Origin of the sequence: Amycolatopsis keratiniphila (assembly GCF_000400635.2) — a bacterium.
Taxonomy (GTDB): domain Bacteria; phylum Actinomycetota; class Actinomycetes; order Mycobacteriales; family Pseudonocardiaceae; genus Amycolatopsis; species Amycolatopsis keratiniphila.
The window spans coordinates 2,899,111-2,923,601 of sequence record NC_021252.1 but is presented as its reverse complement, the minus strand read 5'-3'; the positions used below and the strand labels follow the sequence as shown (position 1 = coordinate 2,923,601).

27 protein-coding genes and 1 pseudogene are annotated in these 24,491 nt (G+C 70.1%); 5 read left to right on the top strand and 23 right to left on the bottom strand.

The window, feature by feature from the left end:
* Nucleotides 1–19 precede the first annotated feature (19 nt).
* The 7 genes from pyrF to pyrR are packed head-to-tail and all read right to left on the bottom strand — an operon-like array spanning nucleotide 20 to nucleotide 8,626.
* Nucleotides 20–859 (bottom strand): orotidine-5'-phosphate decarboxylase, encoded by an 840-nt coding sequence (gene pyrF / locus AORI_RS54720; protein ID WP_016333105.1) that lies wholly within the window; start codon nucleotides 857–859, stop codon nucleotides 20–22.
* On the bottom strand, nucleotides 856–4,170 hold the full coding sequence (gene carB, locus AORI_RS54715; protein ID WP_016333104.1) for a carbamoyl-phosphate synthase large subunit: 3,315 nt from the start codon (nucleotides 4,168–4,170) through the stop codon (nucleotides 856–858). The genes pyrF and carB overlap by 4 nt, the downstream gene beginning before the upstream one ends.
* On the bottom strand, nucleotides 4,170–5,306 hold the full coding sequence (gene carA, locus AORI_RS54710; protein ID WP_016333103.1) for a glutamine-hydrolyzing carbamoyl-phosphate synthase small subunit: 1,137 nt from the start codon (nucleotides 5,304–5,306) through the stop codon (nucleotides 4,170–4,172). Before carA ends, carB begins: the two co-directional genes overlap by 1 nt.
* Nucleotides 5,306–5,815, bottom strand: coding sequence for a PH-like domain-containing protein (locus tag AORI_RS54705; protein WP_016333102.1), 510 nt, complete (start codon nucleotides 5,813–5,815; stop codon nucleotides 5,306–5,308). Before AORI_RS54705 ends, carA begins: the two co-directional genes overlap by 1 nt.
* The gene (locus AORI_RS54700; RefSeq protein WP_016333101.1) at nucleotides 5,812–7,104 is read right to left on the bottom strand and encodes a dihydroorotase; all 1,293 of its coding nucleotides are present in this window, start codon (nucleotides 7,102–7,104) and stop codon (nucleotides 5,812–5,814) included. Before AORI_RS54700 ends, AORI_RS54705 begins: the two co-directional genes overlap by 4 nt.
* Nucleotides 7,101–8,033 carry an aspartate carbamoyltransferase catalytic subunit gene (locus AORI_RS54695; protein ID WP_016333100.1) on the bottom strand — a complete coding sequence of 311 codons (933 nt, stop codon included), beginning with the start codon at nucleotides 8,031–8,033 and terminating at the stop codon, nucleotides 7,101–7,103. Before AORI_RS54695 ends, AORI_RS54700 begins: the two co-directional genes overlap by 4 nt.
* Nucleotides 8,030–8,626: a bifunctional pyr operon transcriptional regulator/uracil phosphoribosyltransferase PyrR gene (gene pyrR, locus AORI_RS54690; protein WP_016333099.1), complete on the bottom strand. Its 597-nt coding sequence runs from the start codon at nucleotides 8,624–8,626 to the stop codon at nucleotides 8,030–8,032. Before pyrR ends, AORI_RS54695 begins: the two co-directional genes overlap by 4 nt.
* A 260-nt stretch (nucleotides 8,627–8,886) precedes the next feature.
* On the opposite strand from pyrR, the gene bldD reads away from it, so the two are divergent.
* Nucleotides 8,887–9,375, top strand: coding sequence for a transcriptional regulator BldD (bldD, locus tag AORI_RS54685; protein WP_003096372.1), 489 nt, complete (start codon nucleotides 8,887–8,889; stop codon nucleotides 9,373–9,375).
* A gap of 109 nt (nucleotides 9,376–9,484) precedes the next feature.
* On the opposite strand, the gene nusB is transcribed toward bldD, so the two are convergent.
* From nusB to AORI_RS54670, 3 genes are read right to left on the bottom strand one after another with little or no spacing between them, the layout of a single operon-like run.
* Complete coding sequence (gene nusB / locus AORI_RS54680) at nucleotides 9,485–9,949, bottom strand: transcription antitermination factor NusB (protein ID WP_016333098.1); 465 nt, start codon at nucleotides 9,947–9,949, stop codon at nucleotides 9,485–9,487.
* Nucleotides 9,949–10,512, bottom strand: coding sequence for an elongation factor P (efp, locus tag AORI_RS54675; RefSeq protein WP_016333097.1), 564 nt, complete (start codon nucleotides 10,510–10,512; stop codon nucleotides 9,949–9,951). Before efp ends, nusB begins: the two co-directional genes overlap by 1 nt.
* A gap of 38 nt (nucleotides 10,513–10,550) precedes the next feature.
* Nucleotides 10,551–11,642 carry a M24 family metallopeptidase gene (locus AORI_RS54670; protein ID WP_016333096.1) on the bottom strand — a complete coding sequence of 364 codons (1,092 nt, stop codon included), beginning with the start codon at nucleotides 11,640–11,642 and terminating at the stop codon, nucleotides 10,551–10,553.
* A 296-nt stretch (nucleotides 11,643–11,938) separates the two neighbouring features.
* Between AORI_RS54670 and AORI_RS54665 the strand changes: the two genes are divergently transcribed.
* The gene (locus AORI_RS54665) at nucleotides 11,939–12,388 is read left to right on the top strand and encodes a B-4DMT family transporter (RefSeq protein ID WP_167337767.1); all 450 of its coding nucleotides are present in this window, start codon (nucleotides 11,939–11,941) and stop codon (nucleotides 12,386–12,388) included.
* Here AORI_RS54665 and AORI_RS54660 read toward each other — a convergent pair.
* The 11 genes from AORI_RS54660 to AORI_RS54610 form a co-directional block, all read right to left on the bottom strand.
* A complete protein-coding gene (locus AORI_RS54660) occupies nucleotides 12,343–13,827 on the bottom strand; it encodes a glycoside hydrolase family protein (RefSeq protein WP_016333094.1) in 1,485 nt (494 codons plus the stop codon). The genes AORI_RS54665 and AORI_RS54660 overlap by 46 nt on opposite strands.
* A gap of 60 nt (nucleotides 13,828–13,887) precedes the next feature.
* Complete coding sequence (locus tag AORI_RS54655; RefSeq protein ID WP_016333093.1) at nucleotides 13,888–14,814, bottom strand: GNAT family N-acetyltransferase; 927 nt, start codon at nucleotides 14,812–14,814, stop codon at nucleotides 13,888–13,890.
* Nucleotides 14,811–15,242, bottom strand: coding sequence for a type II 3-dehydroquinate dehydratase (gene aroQ / locus AORI_RS54650; RefSeq protein ID WP_016333092.1), 432 nt, complete (start codon nucleotides 15,240–15,242; stop codon nucleotides 14,811–14,813). Before aroQ ends, AORI_RS54655 begins: the two co-directional genes overlap by 4 nt.
* A complete protein-coding gene (gene aroB, locus AORI_RS54645) occupies nucleotides 15,239–16,348 on the bottom strand; it encodes a 3-dehydroquinate synthase (RefSeq protein ID WP_016333091.1) in 1,110 nt (369 codons plus the stop codon). Before aroB ends, aroQ begins: the two co-directional genes overlap by 4 nt.
* An 8-nt stretch (nucleotides 16,349–16,356) precedes the next feature.
* Nucleotides 16,357–16,764, bottom strand: coding sequence for a hypothetical protein (locus AORI_RS54640; protein WP_016333090.1), 408 nt, complete (start codon nucleotides 16,762–16,764; stop codon nucleotides 16,357–16,359).
* Nucleotides 16,761–17,285 carry a shikimate kinase gene (locus AORI_RS54635; RefSeq protein WP_016333089.1) on the bottom strand — a complete coding sequence of 175 codons (525 nt, stop codon included), beginning with the start codon at nucleotides 17,283–17,285 and terminating at the stop codon, nucleotides 16,761–16,763. The genes AORI_RS54640 and AORI_RS54635 overlap by 4 nt, the downstream gene beginning before the upstream one ends.
* A complete protein-coding gene (gene aroC / locus AORI_RS54630) occupies nucleotides 17,282–18,469 on the bottom strand; it encodes a chorismate synthase (RefSeq protein WP_016333088.1) in 1,188 nt (395 codons plus the stop codon). The genes AORI_RS54635 and aroC overlap by 4 nt, the downstream gene beginning before the upstream one ends.
* A gap of 48 nt (nucleotides 18,470–18,517) precedes the next feature.
* Entirely contained in the window at nucleotides 18,518–19,129 is a 612-nt protein-coding gene (locus AORI_RS54625) for a prepilin peptidase (protein ID WP_016333087.1), read from the bottom strand.
* A gap of 253 nt (nucleotides 19,130–19,382) precedes the next feature.
* Entirely contained in the window at nucleotides 19,383–20,012 is a 630-nt protein-coding gene (locus tag AORI_RS54620) for an anti-sigma factor family protein (RefSeq protein ID WP_016333086.1), read from the bottom strand.
* The gene (locus tag AORI_RS54615) at nucleotides 20,009–20,521 is read right to left on the bottom strand and encodes a sigma-70 family RNA polymerase sigma factor (protein WP_016333085.1); all 513 of its coding nucleotides are present in this window, start codon (nucleotides 20,519–20,521) and stop codon (nucleotides 20,009–20,011) included. Before AORI_RS54615 ends, AORI_RS54620 begins: the two co-directional genes overlap by 4 nt.
* On the bottom strand, nucleotides 20,518–20,886 hold the full coding sequence (locus AORI_RS54610; RefSeq protein WP_016333084.1) for a hypothetical protein: 369 nt from the start codon (nucleotides 20,884–20,886) through the stop codon (nucleotides 20,518–20,520). Before AORI_RS54610 ends, AORI_RS54615 begins: the two co-directional genes overlap by 4 nt.
* Nucleotides 20,887–21,016: 130 nt before the next feature.
* Here AORI_RS54610 and AORI_RS54605 point away from each other — a divergent pair, with 130 nt between their 5' ends.
* Nucleotides 21,017–21,457 carry a QcrA and Rieske domain-containing protein gene (locus tag AORI_RS54605; protein ID WP_043848728.1) on the top strand — a complete coding sequence of 147 codons (441 nt, stop codon included), beginning with the start codon at nucleotides 21,017–21,019 and terminating at the stop codon, nucleotides 21,455–21,457.
* A 63-nt stretch (nucleotides 21,458–21,520) separates the two neighbouring features.
* Here AORI_RS54605 and AORI_RS54600 read toward each other — a convergent pair whose 3' ends face one another.
* Both AORI_RS54600 and AORI_RS54595 read right to left on the bottom strand, forming a co-directional pair.
* Nucleotides 21,521–21,976, bottom strand: coding sequence for a PTS sugar transporter subunit IIA (locus tag AORI_RS54600; protein ID WP_016333082.1), 456 nt, complete (start codon nucleotides 21,974–21,976; stop codon nucleotides 21,521–21,523).
* Nucleotides 21,973–22,218, bottom strand: a pseudogene (locus AORI_RS54595) (PTS sugar transporter subunit IIB); the annotation flags it as partial. The pseudogene AORI_RS54595 and the gene AORI_RS54600, both read right to left, overlap by 4 nt.
* A gap of 225 nt (nucleotides 22,219–22,443) precedes the next feature.
* Here AORI_RS54595 and AORI_RS54590 point away from each other — a divergent pair.
* Nucleotides 22,444–23,232: a GntR family transcriptional regulator gene (locus AORI_RS54590; RefSeq protein ID WP_043848727.1), complete on the top strand. Its 789-nt coding sequence runs from the start codon at nucleotides 22,444–22,446 to the stop codon at nucleotides 23,230–23,232.
* Nucleotides 23,229–24,485, top strand: coding sequence for a PTS transporter subunit EIIC (locus AORI_RS54585; protein WP_016333079.1), 1,257 nt, complete (start codon nucleotides 23,229–23,231; stop codon nucleotides 24,483–24,485). The genes AORI_RS54590 and AORI_RS54585 overlap by 4 nt, the downstream gene beginning before the upstream one ends.
* Nucleotides 24,486–24,491: the final 6 nt, after the last annotated feature.

The window sequence follows — 24,491 nt, the reverse complement described above, 5'->3', positions numbered from 1 at the left end:
TGACGGATTCCCGGGCCTGCTATTGGCCTTTTTCCAGGGGCCCGAGGGAATCCCGGGTCCGCCGAACGGCCGCACGCAACGCCTTCGGGTCCGGCCCGTGCTTGAGGACGTCACGAGAGGACGCCGGGAGCACACCCGGGAGTCCTGGGCCGAAAAGGCCCCGGAGATCGGCCACGGTGGCTCCCTGGGCCCCGAAACCGGGCGCCAGGATCGGACCGTTCAGCTGGCTCAGATCGAGCTCTCCCGGCGCGATGGTGGCGCCGACGACGACACCGATGTCCCCCAGCGGCCCGACGCCGGCGTTGTACGCGGCCGCCGTGTCGACGATGTCCTGCGCGACGGTCTTTCCGTTGGGCAGAAAGGCGTTCTGCAGTCCCTGCGCCTCCGGGTTCGAAGTACGCGCGAGGACGATCAGACCCTTGCCCTGCGTCTGCGCGACGTCGATCGCTGGGGCGAGCGAACCGAACCCGAGGTACGGCGACACCGTGATGGCGTCCGCTTCGAGTTCCGCCCCGGCGGGCAGGAACGCCGCCGTGTACGCCGCCATCGTCGAACCGATGTCGCCGCGTTTGACGTCCAGCAGGACGAGCGCGCCCGCCTCCCGGCACACCTTCATCGTCTTGGCCAGAACGGCGACCCCAGGAGGCCCGTAGGCCTCGAAAAAGGCCGACTGGGGCTTGATCACCGCGACCTCGGGCGCGAGCGTCTCAGCGGCCGTGAGGGCGAACTTCTCCAGTCCGCCCGCGTCCGCCGGGAGACCCCACGCCTGGAGCAGCCCGGGATGGGGGTCGATGCCGGCGCAGAGCGGTCCCTTCTCCGCGACCGCCCGCGCCAGCCTCGCCCCGAACCGCTCGCTCATGCCTTGGCCTTCAGCGCCGCCTGCAGGCTCTGCAGCGACCGCACGCCGATGTCGCCCTTGATGACGGCCTCGATCCCGTGCACGGCCGCCGCCGCGCCCTGCACCGTGGTGATGCAGGGAATGTCGCGCGACACCGCGGCGGTGCGGATCTCGTAGCCGTCGATCCGCGGACCGCTGTTGCCGTAAGGGGTGTTGATCACCATCTGCACTTCGCCGCTGAGGATTACATCCACGACGTTCTGTTCGCCTTCGGCGGAACCTTCGTAGTGCTTGCGCACGACGGTGCAGGCGATCCCGTTGCGCCGCAACACTTCCGCGGTACCCGAGGTGGCGAGGATCTCGAACCCGAGATCCGCCAGGCGCTTCACCGGGAACACCAGCGAACGCTTGTCGCGGTTGGCGACGGAGACGAACACCTTGCCCGACGTCGGCAGCGAACCGTAGGCACCGGCCTGCGACTTGGCGAACGCCTTGCCGAAGGAGACGTCCACGCCCATGACCTCGCCGGTGGACTTCATCTCCGGGCCGAGCAGCGAGTCGACGCCGTGGCCCTCGGGGGTGCGGAAGCGGTGGAACGGCAGGACCGCCTCCTTGACCGCGACCGGCGAATCGGCGGGCATGTGGCCGCCGTCACCCTCGGCCGGGAGGACGCCGGACTCGCGCAGATCCTTGATCGACGAGCCCGTCATGATCAGCGCGGCGGCCTTCGCCAGCGGCACCGCGGTCGCCTTGGACACGAACGGCACCGTCCGCGAAGCGCGCGGGTTGGCCTCCAGGACGTACAGGACGTCGTCCTTGAGCGCGTACTGGACGTTCAGGAGCCCGCGGACGCCGACGCCGCGCGCGATGGCCTCGGTCGAGCGGCGCACCGTCTCGATGTCGGTCCGGCCCAGCGTGATCGGCGGCAGCGCGCACGAGGAGTCGCCGGAGTGGATCCCGGCCTCCTCGATGTGCTCCATGACGCCGCCGAGGAAGAGCTCGTCGCCGTCGAACAGCGCGTCGACGTCGATCTCGATGGCGTCGTCGAGGAACCGGTCCACCAGCACCGGGTGTTCCGGGGTGACCTCGGTGGCGCGGTGGATGTAGCCGGCGAGGGATTCCTCGTCGTAGACGATCTCCATGCCGCGTCCGCCGAGCACGTAGGACGGCCGCACGAGGACCGGGTAGCCGATCTGGTCGGCGATCCGCTTCGCGCCCTCGAACGAGGTCGCCGTGCCGTACTTCGGCGCGGGCAGCCCGGCGTCGGTGAGGACCTCGCCGAACGCGCCGCGGTCCTCGGCGAGGTGGATCGCGTCCGGGGAGGTGCCGATCACCGGCACACCGGCGTCGGCGAGGCGCTTCGCGAGCGAGAGCGGCGTCTGGCCGCCCAGCTGCACGATGACCCCGGCGACGGTGCCCGACTCCTGCTCGGCGTTGACCACTTCGAGGACGTCCTCGAACGACAGCGGCTCGAAGTAGAGCCGGTCCGAGGTGTCGTAGTCGGTGGAGACGGTCTCGGGGTTGCAGTTGACCATGACGGCCTCGAAACCGGCCTCGCGCAAGGCGATCGCGGCGTGCACGCACGAGTAGTCGAACTCGATGCCCTGCCCGATGCGGTTCGGCCCGGAGCCGAGGATCAGCACCTTCGGCTTCTCGGTCTGCGGGGTGATCTCCGACTGCGCCGCGGGGTCGGTCTCGTAGGCCGAGTAGTGGTACGGCGTCTTGGCCGCGAACTCGGCCGCGCAGGTGTCGACGGTCTTGTACACCGGCCGCACGCCGAGACGGCGGCGCAGCGCGCGGACGCCGTCCTCGCCCGCCAGTTCCGGCCGCAGCGAGGCGATCTGGCGGTCGGAGAGGCCGATCCGCTTGGCGCGGCGCAGCAGCGGCTCGTCGAGCACCTGGGCGTCGCGGACCTCGGCGCCGACCTCGCCGATGAGGGCGATCTGGTCGATGAACCACGGGTCGATCCCGGAGGCCTCGTGCACCTGCTCGACGGTGGCGCCGAACCGCAGCGCCCGCTCGACCTCGTAGATCCGCCCGTCGTGCGGGGTGCGCAGCGCCTCCAGGGCGGACTCCAGCGACGCGCCTTCGGGGTCGGGGCGGGTCCAGAAGCCGGTGGCCTTGGTGTCGATGGACCGCAGCGCCTTGCCGAGCGCCTCGGGGAAGCTGCGGCCGAACGACATCGCCTCGCCGACGCTCTTCATCGTCGTGGTGAGCGTCGGGTCCGCGCCCGGGAACTTCTCGAAGGCGAACCGCGGCACCTTCACCACGACGTAGTCCAGCGTCGGCTCGAAGGCCGCCGGGGTCTCGCCCGTGATGTCGTTGCGGATCTCGTCGAGGGTGTAGCCGATGGCGAGCTTCGCGGCGATCTTGGCGATCGGGAACCCGGTCGCCTTCGACGCCAGCGCGCTGGAGCGGGACACACGCGGGTTCATCTCGATGACGACCATGCGGCCGTCCTCGGGGTTGATCGCGAACTGGATGTTGCAGCCGCCGGTGTCGACGCCGACCTCGCGCAGCACCGCGATGCCGACGTCGCGCATGTGCTGGTACTCGCGGTCGGTCAGGGTCATCGCCGGCGCGACGGTGACCGAATCGCCGGTGTGCACGCCCATCGCGTCGAAGTTCTCGATCGAGCAGACGACCACCACGTTGTCGTGCCGGTCGCGCATGAGCTCGAGTTCGAACTCCTTCCAGCCGAGGACGCTCTCCTCGATGAGCACCTCGGTGACCGGCGACTCGGTGAGGCCGGTGGAGGCGAGGCGCTCCAGTTCCTCGTCGGTGTGCGCCATGCCCGAGCCGAGCCCGCCCATGGTGAACGACGGCCGGATGACCACCGGGAGGCCGACCTCGGCGACGGTCGCGCGGACCTCGTCCATGTCGTGGCAGACCCGCGAACGCGGGACCTCGCCGCCGATCGTGCGGACGATGTCCTTGAACTTCTGCCGGTCCTCGCCGCGCTGGATGGCCTCGACGTCGGCGCCGATCAGCTCGACGCCGTACTTCTCCAGCACGCCGCGCTCGTGCAGGGCGACGGCGCAGTTCAGCGCCGTCTGCCCGCCGAGGGTCGCGAGGATCGCGTCGGGGCGCTCCTCGGCGATGACCTTCTCGACGAACTCCGGGGTGACCGGCTCGATGTAGGTGGAGTCGGCGAACTCGGGGTCGGTCATGATGGTCGCCGGGTTCGAGTTGACCAGCGAGACGCGCAGCCCCTCCTGGCGCAGCACGCGGCAGGCCTGGGTGCCGGAATAGTCGAACTCGGCCGCCTGGCCGATCACGATCGGCCCGGAGCCGATGACCAGGACGTGCTGGATGTCTGTCCTCTTCGGCATTACTTGGCCTTCTTCTCCATCAAGCTGACGAACTCATCGAACAGGGGCGCCGCGTCGTGCGGGCCGGCGGCGGCCTCGGGGTGGTACTGCACCGAGAACGCGGGGACGTCGAACGCGCGGACACCTTCGACGGTGTCGTCGTTCGGGCAGTAGTGCGAGATCTGCGCGGCGCCGAACGGCGTCTCGAACCGCTGACCCGGCTCGCCTTCGAGGGCGAACCCGTGGTTCTGCGCGGTGATCGCGACCCGTTTGGTGGCCACGTCGATCACCGGGATGTTGATGCCGCGGTGGCCGTAGCGCATCTTGTAGGTGCCCAGCCCCAGCGCGCGGCCGAGGATCTGGTTGCCGAAGCAGATGCCGAACAGCGGGATCTCCCGCTGCAGCACCGATTTCGTCAGCTCGGTGGCGTGCGCGGTGGTCGCCGGGTCGCCGGGACCGTTGGACAGGAACACGCCGTCCGCCTCGACCGCGAGCAAATCGTCCACAGTGGACGAAGAGGGCAGCACGTGCACCTCGATGCCGCGCGCGGCCATCAGACGCGGGGTGTTGGACTTGATGCCCAGGTCCAGCGCGGCCACGCGGAACTTCCGCTCGCCCTGCGCCTCGACGACGTACGCCTGCTTCGTGCTGACCTCACCGGCGAGGTCGGCGCCCTTCATCTGCGGGCTCGCCTGCACCTGCGCGAGCATCTCCTCGTCGGAGCCCAGCGCGTCGCCCGAGAAGACGCCGGACCGCATGGCGCCCTGCTCGCGCAGGTGCCGGGTCAGCGTGCGGGTGTCCACCTCGGAGATCCCGACGACGCCCTGGCGCTCCAGTTCCTCGTCCAGCGTGCGCTTGGAGCGCCAGTTGGACGGGGTGCGCGCGGGGTCGCGGACGACGTAGCCCGAGACCCAGATGCGCGAGGACTCGTCGTCCTCGTCGTTCCAGCCGGTGTTGCCGATCTGCGGCGCGGTCTGGACCACGATCTGCCGGTGGTAGGAGGGGTCGGTCAGCGTCTCCTGGTAGCCGGTCATGCCGGTGCAGAACACCGCCTCACCCAGGCTGCGGCCGCGGGCGCCGTACGCGGAGCCGCGGAACACCCTGCCGTCTTCGAGGACCAGTGCGGCGGGGGTCCTGGTGTTGTTCGCGGTGCTCATCAGGCACCTCCCTTGATGTCGTTGCGGGTGTCTTGCAAAGCTTCGATCCACTGTGGATAGTCGTCGACGTCGTCGCCGCGGAATCCGGTGTCCAGCTCGACGTCGCCGGCCAGCCAGGTGATGACGAGCAGCGCGTCGATGCCCATCACCTTCCCGGCCATCCCCTTGTCCTTGCGGACGCCGATGACCGAGGCGCGCGGGATCCAGAAGTCCGGGGCGCCGCCGCGTTCGATGGCGATGCCGTCTTCGTGCAGCCGCCACACCGCGCCGGTGCGCAGACCGGCGCCGCGGGTGACGACGCGGTCCTGCCAGTGCCCGGCGGTGGTCGTGCTGACATAGAGGCCGGTCGATTCGAGCGATGCCTCGCCGGGCTCGGCGGGGATCTCGGCGAACGGCGGGACCTGGACGCTCTGCGCCCGGGACTTCCGCCGCCAGCCGCGCCACATCAGGAACACGCAGAAGAGGAAGAAGGCGAAGACCGCCAGGGTCAGCAGGATCCGGTCACTCATTGCGCGATCTTCCCTTCCCGCGCGGTGATCCGCCCGCGCAGCAACGTCGCCGTCACCACGCCGGGGAGCCGCATTCCTTCGTACGGGGTGTTGGCCGCGATACTCGCGAACTCGGCCCCTCGTACGGTCCATTCGGTGTCCGGGTCCACCAGCGTCAGGTTGGCGGGCTCGCCGACCTCGATCGGGCGGCCGTGGTCGGTCAGGTTGCCGATCTCGGCCGGCCGCTCGCTCATCACGCGCGCGACGCCCCGCCAGTCCAGCAGGCCGGTGCGGACCATGGTCTCGACCACGATCGACAGCGCGGTCTGCAGGCCGAGCATGCCCGGGCGGGCGTGACTCCACTCGCAGTCCTTGTCCTGGACCGCGTGCGGCGCGTGATCGGTGGCGACGCAGTCGATGACGCCCTCGGCCAGCGCGGCGCGCAGCTTCTCGGCGTCGGATTCCGTGCGCAGCGGCGGGTTGACCTTGTTGACCGGGTCGTAGGTGGCGAGCCGCTCGTCGGTCAGCAGCAGATGGTGCGGGGTGACCTCGGCCGAGACCTTCGTGCCGCGGTCCTTGGCCCACTTCAGGATGTCCGCGGTGCCCGAGGTCGAAACGTGGCAGACGTGCAGCCGCGCGTTCGCGTGCTCGGCGAGCAGGCAGTCGCGGGCGACGATCGACTCCTCCGCCGAGGCGGGCCAGCCGGTGTAGCCCAGGCGGGCGGCCTGCTCACCTTCGTGCGCCTGCGCGCCGACGGTCAGCCGCGGCTCCTCGGCGTGCTGCGCGATGACCACGCCCAGCGCCGTCGAGTACTCCAGCGCGCGGCGCATGAGCAGCGGGTCCGCGACGCAGAGGCCGTCGTCGGAGAAGACCTTCACCCGGGCTTCGGATTTCGCCATGGTGCCCAGTTCGGCGAGCTTCTCGCCCTTGAGGCCCACGGTGACCGCGCCGACCGGGTGCACGTCGACCAGCCCGGCCTCCTGGCCGCGGCGCCACACGTGGTCGACGATCACCGCGTTGTCGGCCACCGGATCGGTGTTGGCCATGGCGAACACCGCGGTGTAGCCGCCGAGCGCGGCCGCGGCCGAACCGGTGGCGATCGTCTCGGTGTCCTCGCGACCGGGTTCGCGCAGGTGGGTGTGCAGGTCGACGAAACCGGGGAGCAGCACCTGGCCGCCCGCTTCGATCACTTCAGCGTCTTCGGGCGCGTCGAGGGAACCGATGTCGGTGATGACCCCGTCCTCGACGAGCACGTCGACCGGGTCGCCCTCGCCGTAGGGTCGGGCGCCCTTGATCAGGACGGTGGTCATGCAGCGGCTCCTTCACTGGCGAGCAAGTGGTAGAGGACCGCCATGCGCACGTGGACGCCGTTGCGGACCTGTTCGGTGATGGCCGAGGCCGGGGAGTCGGCGACCGCCGAGGCGATCTCCATCCCGCGCAGCATCGGGCCGGGGTGCAGGACGACGGCGTGCTCGGGCAGGAGCTTCATCCGCCGTTCGTTGAGGCCGTAGGCGATCGAGTACTCGCGCGCGCTCGGGAAGAAGCCCCCGTGCATGCGCTCGGCCTGGACCCGCAGCATCATGACCGCGTCGAGCGCGGGCAGTTCGGCGTCGAGTTCGTGCGAAACGGTGACCGGCAGGCTCTCCACACCGGCGGGCAGCAGCGTCGGCGGCGCGACGAGCACCACCTCCGCGCCCAGCGCCGACAGCAGGTGGATGTTCGACCGCGCGACCCGGCTGTGCAGGACGTCGCCGACGATCCCGATGCGGCGGCCTTCGAACGAGCCGAGGCGCTCCCGCAGTGTCGCCGCGTCGAGCAGCGCCTGCGTCGGATGCTCGTGGGTGCCATCCCCGGCGTTGACGACCGCCGTCCCCGCTTCGGCGAGCCAGCCCGAAAGCCGCTGCGCCGCACCGGAAGCGGGATGCCGGATGATCACGCAGTCGGCGCCGGCCGCGGCGAGCGTCAGCGCGGTGTCCCGCAGCGATTCGCCCTTGTTGACCGAGGAACTGGACGCGGAGACGTTGATCACGTCGGCGCTCATCCACTTCCCCGCGATCTCGAACGAGACACGGGTGCGGGTGGAGTTCTCGTAGAACAGCGTGATGACGGTGCGGCCGCGCAAGGTCGGCAGTTTGCGGACCTCGCGGCCCAGCAAGGTGTGCTTGAGCTCTTCGGCGGTGTCCAGCACGGCTGTCGCGAGCGCCGGGTCGAGCCCGTCGGTGGCGAGCAGGTGCTTCACGATCGATCTCCTTCTGGTTGCGCGCGAAGCAGAACCGTGTCCCGTCCGTCCACTTCGGACAGCAGGACCTCGATCCCCTCGGCGCGCGAGGTGGGCACGTTCTTGCCCACGTAGTCGGCGCGGATCGGCAGTTCGCGGTGACCGCGGTCGACCAGCACGGCGAGCTGGACCGCGCGCGGGCGGCCGTGGTCGCGCAGGGCGTCGAGGGCGGCGCGGATGGTGCGGCCGGAGAACAGCACGTCGTCGACCAGGATCACCACCGCGTCGTCGATACCGGTCGGCGGCAGCTGCGAATGCTCGAGCGCGCGGGGCGGACGGCGGCGGAGATCATCGCGGTAGAGCGTGATGTCCAGCGCGCCGGTGGGCGGACGGATGCCGGAGAACTCGGCGATCTTGTCCGCGAGCCGCAAGGCGAGCGGCGTTCCCCTGGTGGGGATGCCCAGCAACACGGGCGGAGTCGAGCCACCGGCACCGAGAGCGGTCTTCTCGATGACCTGGTGGGCCATTCGGGCGATCGTGCGCGCGACATCGCCGGACGAGAGCAGCTCACGCTCTCCCGCCGGTTCCGCCGCGCCACGCGGGCGTGACGACAAGGCGGACCTCCTTCCCCGCCTCTCTGGACGGGTCCTTAAAGGACGTCGACTTCCTGCGTAGCGAGGAAATCCCCCCGACACTAGCAGGAGCGATGGCTCATTCTTACGAGTGGCGCGCCCCAGGTGACGAAGGCCTCTCGAAAGCACCCGCTTGACCTGGTGACAACTATGCGTAACCATTACTCTGAGTATTCGACTCTAGGAGTCCCCTGGACCGGTCACCCCGACCGGTTGGGGGTGAGGAAACGGAGAACCACCAGATGGGCGATTACGCCAAGGCGCTCGGGGCCAAGCTCCGCGGGATCCGCCAGCAGCAGGGCCTGTCCCTGCACGGGGTCGAGCAGAAGTCCGGAGGCCGCTGGAAGGCCGTCGTCGTCGGTTCGTACGAGCGCGGGGACCGCGCCGTCACCGTGCAGAAGCTCGCCGAGCTCGCCGATTTCTACGGCGTCCCGGTGGTCGAGCTCCTGCCGGAGGGCCGGGTGCCGTCGGGCGCCGAGCCCGCCACGAAGATCGTCATCAACCTGGAGCGTCTCCAGCAGCTCCCGGCGGAGAAGGTCGGGCCGCTCGCCCGCTACGCCGCCACCATCCAGAGCCAGCGCGGCGACTACAACGGCAAGGTGCTCTCCATCCGCACCGAGGACCTGCGTTCGCTGGCGATCATCTACGACATGACCCCCGGCGAGCTCACCGAGCAGCTGATCGACTGGGGTGTGCTGCCGCCCGAGGCTCGACCGTCCAAAGAGGACTAGAGATGGCGACGTTTTCGGTCCGGGGGGACCGGAAACGCCAACCGGCACCACCGAGCACGAGAACGGGCCGTGCCCTCGGCAGAGGACACGGCCCGTTGTCGTACGTCTTCTAGAGGACCGCGCGCAGCCTGTCGGCGATCGTGCCGATCCGGCCGAGCACGCCGTTCACGAAGCGCGGCGAGTCGTCGGTCGACAGCTCCTTCGCCAGCCCGACGGCCTCGTCGATGGCCACCGGGTCCGGCACGTCCTCGGCCCAGAGCAGCTCGTAGACGCCGACCCGCAGCACCGCCAGGTCCACTGGCGGCATCCGGTCCAGCGTCCAGCCCTGAGCGTGCTCCGCGAGCAGCTCGTCGATCTGGGTCTTGCGGCCGGTGACGCCCTCGACCAGCGAGATCGTGTAGTCCGCGATCGGGTCCACCTCGACCGAACCGACCCGGTCCGCCAGCAGCGTCACCGCGTCGGCACCGCGCTGGGCGGCCTCGTACATCATCTCGACCGCGCGCTTGCGGGCCTGACGACGGCTGATCGGCCCGCCGCGGTTCGGCGACTTGCCCGATTTGGCTGAGTCGGCCATCAGCTGGAAACGCGGCCCAGGTAGCGGCCGTCGCGGGTGTCGACCTTGATCTTCTCGCCGGTGGTGAGGAACAGCGGCACCTGGATCTCGGCGCCGGTCTCCAGGGTGGCCGGCTTGGTGCCACCGGTGGAGCGGTCACCCTGCAGGCCGGGGTCGGTGTGCTGGACGATCAGCTCGACCGAGGTCGGCAGCTCGATGTACAGCGGGACACCCTCGTGCACCGCGACCTGGACCTCGGTGTTCTCGAGGAGGTAGTTCGCGTTGTCGCCGACGGTCTCGTTCAGCACGGTGATCTGGTCGTAGGTCTCCGCGTCCATGAACACGAAGTCCTGACCCTCCTTGTACAGGTAGGTCATGTTGCGGCGGTCGACGGTGGCCGTGTCGACCTTCGTCCCCGCGTTGAAGGTCTTGTCGACGACCTTGCCGGTCAGCACGTGCTTGAGCGTGGTGCGGACGAACGCGCCGCCCTTGCCCGGCTTGACGTGCTGGAACGCGGTGACGGTCCAGAGCTGGCCGTCGAGGTTGAGGACGAGCCCGTTCTTCAGGTCGTTGGTGGTGGCCACGAGTGTGCAGTCTCCTGTGTCGATCTTCCGGGCCGTCGTCAGACGACCACGAGTTCCTTGGTGCTCAGCGTGAGGAGTTCGGGCGTACCTTCCCGCACGACCAGCGTGTCCTCGATGCGCACGCCTCCGCGTCCGGGCAGATACACACCAGGCTCGACGGTGACGGCCATACCGGCGGACAGTGTACCGACGCCGGTGGTGGCCAGGCTGGGCGCCTCGTGCACCTGCAGTCCGACGCCGTGGCCGAGGCCGTGGCCGAACTCCTCGCCGCGCCCCGCGTCGACGATCACGCCACGGGCCGCTTTGTCCACTTCGGACACTTCGGCACCGGGGAGGACGGCGTCGCAGCCCGCCGCCTGCGCGCGCTGGACCAGCTCGTAGATCTCCTCCTGCCACGCCGCGGGCTTGCCGATGACGAACGTGCGGGTCATGTCGGAGTGGTAGCCGTCGACCGTGGCGCCGAAGTCGATCTTGACGAACCCGCCGGTCTCGAGCGGCGCCGAGGTCGGCCGGTGGTGCGGGATCGCGGAGTTGGCGCCCGCCGCGACGATGGTGTCGAACGACGGCCCGGTCGACCCGTGGCCGAGCATGCGGTTCTCCAGGTCGCGGGCGACGTCGAGCTCGGTACGGCCCGGCCGGAGCCCGCCGGCGGACACCAGGTCCTCCAGCGCCCGGTCGGCCGCCGCGCACGCCTGGCGCAGCGCCTCGATCTCCTGCTCGTCCTTCACCAGCCGCAGCTGCTCGACGAGCCCCGGCGTCCGGACCAGCTCGACGCGGTCGAAGCGGACTTTGAGGTCCTCGTGCTGCTCGACGCTCACGTGCTGGCTCTCGAAGCCGGTCTTGCCGAGCTTCTTCTCGGCCGCCAGATCGGCCAGCTTCGCCGCGCTCGCGCGGTCCAGCACCCGTTCGAGGTCGGGCACCTCCGTCGCCGACTGGACCTGGTAGCGGCCGTCGGTGCAGAAGATCGTCTTGTCGTCGCCGCTCCCGTGGACGAGGAGAGCGGCGTTGGACCCGGTGAAGCCGGTCAGGTACCTGATGTTGAGCAGGTCCGTGACCAGCAGCGCGTCCACCCCGGAGTCGGCCAGCAGGGAACGCAGCGCCGCGCGGCGGCGAGAGAAGTATTCACGCACGTCATGGAGTTTAGGGGGTGGGCCGCCCGCGGCACGCGTTTCGCCTGCTGCTTGCGTTCACTGTGGCGCGCGGTCGTCCGTGAAGGCCCCCTTCACGCGGCTGAGCCCAGGGAAGGGGCCCTTCACGCGCATTCATCGTGGCTACTGGTGTACCTGGGGCGAATGTGGCGGTCCCGATTCCGTGAAGGCCTCCTTCACTACCTTCAGGGTAGGCAAGGAGGCCTTCACGGACTGGACGGCCGACCGCTACCGGCACGTGGGGGTACCGGTCGCTACTGGCGAGTTAAGCTTCACCAATGGCACCGTGGCTGACTCGTGGACTCGTGATGGCGCTGCTGCACGGCGCGGCCGTCACCGTGCTGGCCAAGTACGAGGTCTTCAACCCCACCGACAAGACCCTCGTCACCTCCCTCGCCCTCGCCGTCCTGGTCGGCGCGGCGGCGGGTTGGGGCGCCGTGGACGCCTGGCAGGGCAAACCCGAACGCGGCAAGAACTGGTTCATCGCGGCGCTGATCGCCGGCCCGGTCTCGGGCGTGCTGTACGTGATCGGCCGCGCGGTGTTCGTCGACCAGACCGGCGCGTCGGAGCTCGGCGGCGCGCTCACCGGCGGCGCCGCCTTCTCGGCCCTGCTGGTGCTCATCCCGGCCGGGATCGGCCTGTTCGTCGGCGGCCGCATCACCAAGGCCGGCGACGACGAGGATCAGCCGGCGAGCGGGAAACCGGCCGGGAAGCCGTCCCAGGCCTGATCACTGATCTCTTCGACGGTCGAGTCGTTCAGCGCCGCCGTCCCCGCGTCCGGCACCGCGTACAGCTTGCCGTCGAGCACCACGCCGAATCCGCGCCCCGGCGCGTGCACCGTCTTCGCCCCGGCGCTCAGCCGCGCGGCCTGCGGGAACTTGTCGACGACCTTGAGCCGCTGGTCCAGCACCTCGCCGGCGAGCGCCGCCGCCACCGAGCGCCGGTCGACCCGCACCAGTTTGCCGTCGGCCACCAGGTCGATGGTCCGCTGCGGCGACGGCATCGCGACGCCTTCGAACGAGGTCCGGATCCGGGCGTCGCCGTCGCACGCCCGCGAACCGCGGACGTCCAGGCCGAAATGCTTGAGGTCGGTCGGCGCCCCCGCGCCGCCGACGACCGTGGCGCGGACGACGTCGAAGGGCACCCGATCGCAGACGTCGCCCGACGAGAGCGGCGCGTGCCCGTCGGGCCGCCGGACCAGGCCGGGGCCTTCCTTCCAGGCGCCGGGGATGAGCGACGGCCGGTACGGCTGCGCGGTGAAGTCCCTGGTCCAGAAGGTGAGCGTGGTGCCGGCGTCGGTCTCGTGCGCGATCACGAAGGCGTCGAGCGCACCGACCCACATGAGGTCGGTGCTGAACCCGTCGACCAGCGAGCGGGTGCGCGGCGAGATCGTCGTGGGCTTGGCGACGAAGCCCTGCTCCCCCAGCGTCTCCACGCCCCGGGTGAACGCCGCGTCCCTCGCGCGGAGCAGGAACTGCCCGGCGCCGTTCCACCCGGCGGCCTTGGCCGTGGTGTCGGTGAAGAGCACGTAGAACCAGCCGTCGAGGTACACCGCCGAGGGCTGGCCCGCGCCGTAGACGTTGGCGCGGTGGACGTCGTGCGCCGGTCCGATGATCGGCTGCCCGCCCGCCGCGCGGGTCCAGTTGAGCCCGTCGGGGCTGGTCGCGAGGCCGATCGAGTTGCCGAGGGCGTGATCGCCCGCCGCGCCGGTGTAATACATGTAGTAGGTCGAGCCGACCTTGATCACCGACGGGTCGCAGGTGTGCATCCCGTCGAAACCGCCGGGCGCGCCGGAGAACACCGCCGCCGGTCCGCCGCCGGACGGGCCGGTGAAGGGACCGTCGAGCGAGGGCGACTGCGCGTAGAGGACGTCGTCACCGGGCGGCTGGGCGCTGCCGTACTGGCTGCACCACCACATCTTGAGCTTGCCGCCGTCCCGCATCACGGTCGGGCTGTAGTTGTAGACCGCGTCCTGATCGCCCGCGGCGATCACGCCGCCGCCGGCCCGGGGATCGCTCGTCGCGAGTTCGACGTCCATCGGCCGCGGCTTTTCCTGGGGCGCCTGCTGGGCTCCGCCGATCCCGCCGCCCTTGCCGTCGGCCTGGGACTGCACATTCCCGTCGCTGCACGCCGCGAGGACCGCGCCCGCCGCGACGACGGCCACCACGGCACGGGCGGGTCGCCGACCCCCACGAAAAAGGCGCATGATGGCCGAGTGTAGCGAGGCTTAACCCGGCCGGGTGACGTCAGTACCCGGGAGGGCGACCAATTCCACTTCGAAGCCGTCGGCGTTTTCGAGGTAGGCGGCGTAGTGATGGTCACCGCCCGCATTCGGATAGCGGTCCGCGAACAGGGGCGACCAGCCGTGTTCGACGGCCTTCGAAGCCAGTTCGTCCACCCGATCGCGTGACTCGACATGCAGGGCGAGATGGTTCAGGCCCGGCGCGGTGCGGTCGTGCTCTTCGCCGCTGAGCGCGGGCGAACGCTCGACGACGAGATAGGTCGCGCCGTGCTTCCAGCTGACCCCGGCGGGCCAGCGCTGGAACTCCCGCCAGCCGAGTTCGCCCAGCAGCCAGCCCCAGCTCTCCTCCGCGCGGCCGAGATCGGGCACCCACAGCTCGATGTGGTGCGCGCGGCCGTGATCCGAGGGCAACGCGACGAAGACGCGATGCGGCCCGCTGCCGTAGTGGTCGCCACCGCCGACGTCAAGGAAACCCAAGCGCCGCACCAGGTTCTGACTGGCCACATTGGACTCGCCGACCAGCGCCCACACCGACGACAGGCCGAGCCCGACGAGTCCGTGCTCCAGCAGGGCCTTGGCGGCCTCGGTCGCCAGCCCCTGCCCGCCGTGCGCCCGCGCCAGGTAGTACCCGAGCTCCGGAACGTCGCCGGGAAGCTCTTGCGACGGCCGCAGATGCGCGAGCCCGATCACCTCGCCGTCGCGTTCGATCACCCAGTGCCCCATGCCCGCCGGGCCGTCGTAGGACAGCCTGCGGCCGACCATTTCGCGAATACGGTCCGGCTCGGTGAGCGGCACCGCGAAATGCGAGCTCATAGCCGGGTCGGCGAAGAGCCCGATGATCGCGTCGGCGTCGGCTTCGGTCAGCGCTCGCAGCCGCAGCCTCTCCGTCTTGAGCTCGGGAGGGTTGTTCATGCCGCGTTCGCGGCCATCCACCGCAGTGCCAGCGGGTATCCGTCGACCCCGAGCCCGGCGATCACGGCGGTGGCGATGTCCGACAGCACGCTGTGGTGCCGGAATTGCTCACGTTTGTGCACGTTGGAGATGTGCAGTTCGATCAGCGGCGCCTTGAGCTGGGCGGCGGCGTCGCGGACGGCGATCGAGTAGTGCGTCCAGGCGGCGGCGTTGAGCACCACCGGCCAGCCGGCGTCGGCGGCTTCGTGCAGCCAGCCGACCATCTCGCCCTCGTGGTCGGTCTGCCGGACCTCGACCTCGATCCCCAGCTCCTTGCCGGTCTCGACGCAGGTGGAGGCCAGATCCGCGTGCGTGGCCGAACCGTAGATCCCGGGTTCGCGCAGGCCGAGCCTGCCGAGGTTGGGACCGTTGAGGACGAACACCTTCACAGCAGCACGCTCCCGCCGGGCTTGGGGGCTTCACCGGCCACCACCGAGTACGCGGCGGCGAGCAGCGACGGGTCCGGGCCTTCCAGCCTGCCGGGTTTAGCGAGCCCGTCGAGGACGACGAAGCGCAGCACGCCCGACCGGGTCTTCTTGTCGCCCTTCATCGTCTCCAGCAGCTGCGGGAGCGCGTCGGGGTCGTAGGTGGTCGGCAGGCCCAGCAGCTTGAGCACCTTCGCGTGCCGCTCCGCAGTGGCGTCGTCGAGACGGCCGGCCAGCCGCGCGAGTTCGGCGGCGAACACCAGGCCGACGCTGACCGCCGCGCCGTGACGCCACCGGTACCGCTCGCGGCGTTCGATGGCGTGGGCGAGTGTGTGGCCGTAGTTGAGGATCTCGCGCAGATCCGACTCGCGCAGATCCGCGGCGACGACGTCGGCCTTGACCTGGATCGAGCGGCGGACCAGCTCGCCGAGGACCTCGCCGGTGGTGTCCAGCGCCGCGGCGGGATCCTGCTCGACGAGCTCGACGATCCGCGGGTCGGCGATGAAGCCCGCCTTGACCACCTCGGCCATTCCGGCGACGAGTTCGTTGGGGGGCAGCGTTTCCAGCGTCGCGAGGTCGACGAGGACCGCGCTCGGCTCGTGGAAGACGCCGACCAGGTTCTTGCCGGCCTCGGTGTTGATGCCGGTCTTCCCGCCGAGGGACGCGTCGACCATGCCCAGCAGCGTGGTGGGCACGTTGACCAGGCGGACGCCGCGCATCCAGGTGGCGGCGACGAATCCGGCGAGGTCGGTCACGGCGCCGCCGCCGAGCCCGACGACCACGCCCTGGCGGTCGAGGCCGATGCGGCCGAGGACCTCCCAGCAGAAGCTGGCGACGGTGAGCGCCTTGCCGTCCTCGGCGTCGGGGATCTCGACCCGGTGCGCGTCGATCCCGGCCTCGGCCAGCTCGTCGCGGATGGCCTCGGCGGTGGTCGTCAGCGTCGGCGGGTGGATCAGCGCGACCTTGGAGGCGTCGGCGAGCTGCTCGGTGAGCTCGCCCAGCAGGCCGCGGCCGATGACGACGTCGTACGGCTTGGCGGTGTTGACGGTGATGCGGACCGGCTCGGTCATCGTTCCCCTCACTTCGGCGGAAGCCGCTTGGCCCTCGCGACCTCGCAGGTGATCTTGCCCTTGACCGGGGTGTCCCCCGGGATCTCTTCGGTCACCTTCTGGCCGGGCGTCATCCGGTTCTTCGCGAACAGCGCTTCACCGGCGGCCTTGCCCTCGGCGTCCTTGATCGCGATGGTGACGGCGTACCGCGCGTCCTCACCCGTGCTGTTGGTGACCTCGATGGTGATCTTCGGGGTGTAGCTGTTGCTGTCGCATTTGGTGACCTTGACGTCGGCCGCGACATCGGCCTCGGGCGCGGCGCTGGTGGCCGCGCTCGTCTGGATCACGTCCGCGCCGGGAGGTTGCTTTTCCTCACCGCACGCGGTCAGGGTCAAGGCCACGACGGCGAGCAGGACTCCGGCGGTGGTGCGCTTCATGCTCGTTCCTTGCTGATCTCGGTCAGCCCGATGACGGCGGCCTCGACGACCTCGTCGGCGGTCAGCTGGTCGGTCTCGATCTCGAACGTGGCCACCTCGCGGTACACCGGCAGGCGCGCGTCGAGGAGCGCCTTGTAGGTGGCGCGCGGGTTCACCCCGGCCAGCAGCGGACGCGCGGTCGAGAGCCCGGCGCGCTGGACGCCCGCGGCCATCCCCACGTTTAGGAAGATCACGGTGTGCCCGGCCAGCCGTTCCCGGGTGCCCGGCGTGATCGGCGCTCCCCCGCCCAGGGAAAGGACACCTTCGTGCTCGGCGAGCGCCTTCGCGACCATCTCCTCCTCCAGCGCGCGGAAGGCGGGCTCGCCCTCCTCGGCGAAGATGTCGGTGATGGGCTTGCCCGCGCTCGCGACGATGTCGTCGTCGCTGTCGCGGAAGGCGAGACCGAGTCGGGTGGCGAGCGCCGGGCCGACCGTGCTCTTGCCCGACCCCGGCGGCCCGATGATCACCGCGCGAGGAGTCACCAGCGCTCCTCGAGCGCCTTCAGGTAGGCCTCGACGTTGCGCTTGCCCTCGACCAGCGAGTCGCCGCCGAACTTCTCCAGCGCGGCGTCCGCGAGCACGAGTGCGACCACCGACTCCAGCACGACCCCGGCGCGGGGTACCGCGCAGACGTCGGAACGCTGGTGGATGGCCACCGCGGGTTCCCCGGTGGTGACGTCCACAGTGGACAGTGCTTTGGGGACGGTCGAGATCGGCTTCATGGCCACGCGCACCCGCAGCGGCTCGCCGTTGGTGATGCCGCCTTCGAGCCCGCCCGCGCGGTTGGACCGGCGGGTCACGCCGACCGGACCGGTGCCGCGGTCGATCTCGTCGTGGGCCTGGCTCCCCCACCGCTTGGCCGTGGTGAAGCCGTCGCCGACCTCGACGCCCTTCATCGCCTGGACGCCCATGAGCGCGCCGGCGAGGCGGGCGTCGAGCCTGCGGTCCCAGTGGACGTGCGAGCCGAGGCCCGGCGGCAGGCCGTAGGCGATCACCTCGATCACGCCGCCGACGGTGTCACCCGCCTTCCGCACGGCGTCGACCTCGGCGACCATCGCGTCGGTCCCCTCCTGGCCGAAGGCGCGGACCGGGCTCTCGTCGATGGCCGGAAGGTCCGACGGCACCGGCAGCGGCCCCTCGGGCGCCGAGGCGCCGCCGATGGACACCACGTGGCTGAGGATCTCGACCCCGAGCAGCTGCTTGAGGTACGCGCGGGCCACCGTGCCGAGCGCCGTGCGGGACGCCGTCTCACGGGCGCTCGCGCGCTCCAGCACCGGACGGGCCTCGGGGAAGCCGTACTTCTGCATACCGGGCAGGTCGGCGTGGCCGGGCCGGGGACGCGTCAGCGGCTCGTTGCGCGCGAGGCCTTCGAGCTCCTCGGCGGGCACGGGATCGGCCGACATGACCTTCTCCCACTTGGGCCACTCGGCGTTCTCGATCTGGACCGCGACGGGTCCACCCTGGGTGAGCCCGTGCCGGACACCGCCGGTGAACTCGATGTGGTCGGTCTCGAAGCCCATCCGGGGACTGCGGCCGAAGCCGAGCCTCCGGCGCGCGAGCTGCTCGCCCACTTCGGCGGTGGTGACCTCGACCCCGGCGGGCATCCCTTCCAGGATGGCGGCGAGGGCGGGTCCGTGCGATTCCCCTGCGGTTATCCAGCGCAACACCTGACAGATCCTGTCACAACCTCCTCCGAAGTCCCGGTACAGGCCGGACTATCCAGGACCGGGTCCGGCGAAGACGGCGAGCGCCCACGCCGCGACCAGGAGACCGGGGCCGTGCGGCACCGTGGGATGCCGGGGTCCGCCCACCGCGAGCGCCACGCTCAGTAACGCCGCTGCGACGGCGCCGAGCACGATGGACGGCCAGCCCGTCGCCGCGAGGACCGCGCCGAGGCTGCCGGCGAGCTTCACGTCCCCGGCGCCGAGCGAGCGCGGCGACACCGCGTGCACGAGCGCGTGCGCCCCGCCGAAGACCAGCGCGCCCAGCACCGCCCGCCACGTGATGGCGGCTCCTCCCCCGTGCGCGGCGATCCCCAGCGCGACGGCGAGCGCCGGGTACGCGGGCAGGGTGAGGATGTCGGGCAGACGGCGGTACTTGAGGTCGGCGAGCGCGAGCGGGACCGCGAAGACGGTCAGCACGGCCGGGACCGCGAGCCACCACGACGGCCAGGCTCCCGACTGGTACCTGAGGCAGACCGCGACGAGCGCCACCGCGGTGAGGGCGGCGGCCCATGCCGTGATCGGCGCTCCGGCCCGGCGCAGGCAGGGGCGCGTGACGAGCGCCGACCCGGCGCCCGCCACCGCGAAGGCGATCGGCGTGAACACGAGATCAAGAGTGCGTCCGATGCTGCGCGGACGGCAAGATTTTCTTTTTGTGACAGGGACTTTCACGCACTTTCGGCAGGTGGGGCGGGGGTGCGGAAGTCGTGAACGGACCGTTCACGCACGGGCGCGCGGCGCGGGGGCTGCCGGGTTGGTCGTGAGTGGCGTTTCGGGTTAGAACCCGAAACGCCACTCACGACCAACTGGACCCAATCCACCCCGCCCCCGGCACCGAAGACCTGTCATGCCACCGGGATCAGGGGTTCATCCGCAGCAGCGGGAGACCCGACGGCGTGCGGATCTCGAGTGCCTTGATGTCCCCGGTGCGCATCGCGGTGCCGACCACGATGTGCGCGGTGTCCTTGGGCATCGCACGCCAGGAGGCGAGCTCGCTGGTGCCGCCGTCGGCGCCGACGGCGACCAGGATGTAGTCCCCCGTGCGGGTGCCGCCGTAGCTGCACGTCATGTCGACCTTCGTGCCGGTGTCCGTGGCGGACATGGCGATTTCGGCGGTCACCGGGTAGTCGCCGAGCGGGATCATCGGGTCGCCTGCCGCCGCCGTCGGCCCGGTCAGGACGACCACGAGCGCGACGCCCGCGGCCACGGCCATCCCGGCCGCGGTGGTGGTGATGGCCCGTTGGATCCGCCTTCCCCGGCGGACCCGTTTGAGCACCGTCGGCAGCAGATCCGGCGAGGGCGCCGGTTCGTCCTCCAGCAGGGCGGGAGCACCCGCCTGGGCGAGCAGCCCCGGGATCCCGGCCAGGTCGCGCACGGAGGCCGCGCAGCGGTCACAGACGCGAAGGTGTTTCTCGTAGGCGGACCGGTCTTCCGGGGACAACGCACCGAGCACGTAGGCCGCGTCGTAGGTGGCGAAGGGGTCGGTCATTGAGTCACCCCTCTTTCCTCCAATATCAGCCGCAACGCGCGCAACGCGTAGTGCGTCCGCGACTTGATCGTCCCTTCGGCCACACCCAGCCGCTTCGCGGCGTCGGCGACGGAGTAGCCCTGGAAGTAGCACAGGACCAGGACGTCCCGGTGCCTCGGCGAGAGCTCACCGAGCGCTTCGGCGACCAGCCAGCCCTGGACCGCCCGTTCCGTGCCGTCCGTGACCGCCGTTTCGGGCGGTTGACCGGTCACCACCTCCGGATGCGCCTCGGAGGCCCGCCAGTCGTCGATGGCGATCCGTCTCGCCACGGTGAACAGCCAGCCGCGCGCCGAGCCCTCGGTCTGGTCGAGCACCTTGGCGTTGCGCCAGGCCCGCAGCAGCGTCTCCTGGACGACGTCCTCCGCGCGGACCCGGTCGCCGCTGGTGAGGTGCAGTGCGTAGGACCAGAGCGCCGCCGCGTGCTCGTCGTGCAGAGCCCGCATCAGCCGGTCCTCCGCGAATTCCTTCACCGATCCGTGCCTTCGCGGTTGAAGAGCAGCGGAAGGGCGAAGACCACGCAAGCCACCTCGGTGATCAGGCCCCACAGCTCGGCCTGGGTCGTGAAGCGCTCAGAGACGCCGAAGAACCCCGTGGTCAGCGAGAGCACGTACGCGCCCAGCGTGGCCAGGCCGAAGCCGGTCGCCGCGAGCGCGGGAAGCCAGTGGTGCCAGACCAGGACGGCGATCGCGATGATCACGCCCGCCACGACGTTCACCAGGAAGAGCGGGCCGACCACGTCCGTTTCCGAGGCCCAGTCCTGCCATACGACGTAATGCACCCATGCCGAGCCGAGGAGGCCCGCCGCCACCACCGCCCGTGACAACCACCGGATCATGTCCGTATCTCTTTCCCGCGTGTTCGGTTCCTATGCCTTTGAACACGGAAAAGACGGCCTCGCGGTTCAATCCGGCACCCGATGGCCGCCGAAATTGAACCGGATGGGTGCTCGGGCCGTGTGTATGGGCATGACTGCCGAACTCCACTCCCGCCGCAAGGTCCTGACCACCGGCGCCGCCGTCGCCGGTGCCGCCGCCGGGGCCGTGGCCCTCACCGCCTGCGGAAGCGACAGCGCGCCGTCCGGTTCGACCGCCGCACCGCCCGCCGCGGCGCCGGGCGAGACCCTGACCGCGCTCTCCGACATCCAGGTCGGCCAGGCGAAGGCCGCCAAGACCGCCGACGGCAAGGACGTCATCGTCACCAGGACCGCCGAAGGCACGGCCGCCGCGTTCAGCGCGATCTGCACCCATCAGGGATGCGCGGTCGTCCCCGAGGGCGCGGAGCTGAAATGTCCCTGCCACAACTCGATCTTCGACGCCGCGACCGGCGCGGTCAAAAAGGGACCGGCTGACCAGCCGCTGCCCTCGATCGCGGTCAAGGTCACCAACGGCCAGGTCGTCACCGCCTAGAAACACGAGAAAGGTCCCTTTAGGACGCGAATACCGTCCTAAAGGGACCTTTCTGGCGAACTTTCAGCTGTCCCAGGTGAAAATCGGGTCGCCCGCCTCGACGTCGCCGCCGGTGAGCAGTCCGGAAAGGACCTCCGCCTTCGCGTCGAGCGCCACCACGGGCACGATCGGCGAGTAGCCGGCGGCCTTGACCGCGTCGGGGTCCCAGCCGACGACCGGCTGCCCGGCGCGGACGGCCTCACCCTTGACGACGTGGAGGGTGAATCCCTCGCCCTTCTGCTTCACCGTGTCGATCCCCAGGTGGACCAGCACGCCGCGGCCGTCCTCGGTGGCCACCACGAAAGCGTGCGGGTGCAGCGTGACGACCGTCCCGTCCACCGGGGCGACCGCGTCCTGGCGCCCGCCCGAGGGCAGGACCGCGATGCCGGGGCCGACCATCGCCTGCGCGAAGACCGGATCGGGCACTTCGGTCATAGCGGTCGTCTTGCCGCTCACCGGGCTGAGGATCTCGAGACTCACAGCAGATCCTCGATCTCGCTGGCGATGTTGTCGGCCTCGGGGCCCACGATGACCTGGACACCGGCGCCCATGCGGACCACGCCCATCGCCCCGGCGGCCTTCAGCGCCGCCTCGTCGAGCAGATCCATGTCTTCGAGCTCACACCGCAGCCGGGTGATGCATCCCTCCACCTCGATGACGTTCTCGGCGCCGCCGAGCCCCGCGAGGATCTTTTCCGCCCTGTCATCCGCCATCGCGGTCTCCCTGTTCCCTGTCGGTTTCCCACATGCGAACCAGCTCTACTACGCCGTTCGCCGACTCGCACGCGATCCCTGGCCACGAACGCGTAACGGTGGTTGACACCCGCTCGTGCGACGGAGCATCCTGCCCCATCGGATCATTGGTCTAGACCGGAACGTACCAATCTTCCGGACCAGATGCGAGTACGAGTTGCCCGAACAGACCGGCCCGAAAGGACGGTGAACGTCATGAGCGCTTCGGCGCAGCTGCCGCCGTCCGACCGTGTGATCAACGGACCGACGCCCAAGCACGCCCAGCTGCGGGAGATTCTGCGCCGCACGGTGGAGCGTGAGCTACCCCCCGGCTCGCCGATCCCCTCGGAACGTGACCTCGCCGAGACCTACCAGGTGTCGAGGCTCACGGTCCGCTCGGCGATCGGCAAGCTGGTCGAAGAAGGGCTCTTGTCGCGGGTGCGCGGCAAGGGGACGTTCACCGCCGCGAGGCGGATGGAACTGCAGCTCTACCTGATGTCCTTCACCGAGGACATGCGCCGTCGCGGGATGACGCCGACCACGGAGGTCGTCAAGACCGCCACCGAGGTCCCGCCCGCCCCCTCGGCGCACGCCCTCGGCCTGACCGCCGGGACCCCGGCGCACCATCTGGTCCGGCTCCGCCGGGCCGACGGGGTGCCGCTGGCGGTCGAACGCGGCTGGTATCACGCGGGCCGGATGCCCGGCCTGCTCGACCTCGATCTCACCCGATCGTTGTACGTCCAACTCGCCCAGTCGTACGACCTGCGCCCGGATCACGCGTGGCAGACGGTCTGGGCCGAATCCGCGGACCGCGAAACGGCACGCCTGCTCGGCATGCGCGCCGGCAGTCCGCTTCTCGTCTTCCGCCGGGTCTCCAGCGTCAACGGGGAGCCGATCGAAGACATGACTTCCTGGTACCGGGGCGATCACTACCAGGTCACCATGCAGCTGGACCGGAACACCCCGGATTCCGGTCAACATCCTCACTACGGAGGTACCCGATGAGCTCCACCACCGCGGAGGGGGCGAAGGGCAAAGGCAAGGGACTGGCCGGGCTTCAGCGCTTCGGCCGTAGCCTCATGCTCCCCATCGCCGCCCTGCCCGCCGCCGCGCTCCTCAACAGGTTCGGTCAACCCGACCTGCTCGGCGAGAAAGGGCTCGGCTGGAACAAAGTGGCCGAGGTTCTCGGCGCGGCCGGCAACTCGCTGTTCAGCTGGCTGCCGCTCCTGTTCGCGGTGGGTATCGCCGTCGGCTTCGCCCGGAAGAGCGACGGCGCGACCGGGCTGGCCGCCGTGGTCGGCTTCTTCGTGTTCACCAGCGTCCTCCAGGTCTTCGCGCCGTTCTCCGAGCTGCCGGGCTGGAACCCCGAGAAGCCCGCGGGCCTGATGCTCAACCCGATGAAGTGGCCCTACAGTGTGCTGGCCGGTGTGATCGTCGGCCTGGTCACCGCGCTGCTGTGGCAGAAGTTCTATCGCATCAAGCTGCCGCCGTACCTGGCCTTCTTCGGTGGCCGCCGGTTCGTGCCGATCATCACCGCCGTGACCCTGATGGTCCTCGCGGTGCCGCTGGGCCTGGTCTTCCACTGGGTCAACGACGGCATCCAGGCCGCGGGCGAAGCGGTCACCGGCGCCCCGGTGGTCGGTGGCGGTATCTACGGTGTGCTCAACCGCCTGCTGATCCCGGTCGGTCTGCACCAGCTGCTGAACGTGCCGGTGTGGTTCATCTTCGACGGTGGCGACCTCACCATGTTCTTCGAGGGCGACCCGACCCGCGGCACCTTCATGACCGGCTTCTTCCCGATCTTCATGTTCGCCATCCCCGCCGCGGCGCTGGCGATCTGGCAGAGCGCCAAGCCCAGCCAGAAGAAGATCGTCGGCGGTGTGATGATCGCCGGTGCGCTGACCTCGTTCCTGACCGGTATCACCGAACCGATCGAGTTCTCGTTCATGTTCGTCGCGTGGCCGCTGTACCTGATCCACGCGGTGCTGACCGGTACGTCGCTGGCACTGGTGAACGCGCTCGACATCCACCTCGGCTTCGGTTTCTCGGCCGGTGCGATCGACTTCGCGCTCAACAGCGGTCTCCCGGCGGCGAGCGGCAACGTCTGGCTGCTCATCCCGATCGGTCTCGCCTACGCGGTCGTCTACTACGTGATCTTCCGTTTCGTGATCAAGAAGTGGAACCTGCGGACCCCTGGCCGCGAGGACGACGCCATCGAGGCGGATCTCGAAGCCACCGCGGCGAAGCCCGTCAAGTAGTTTCAG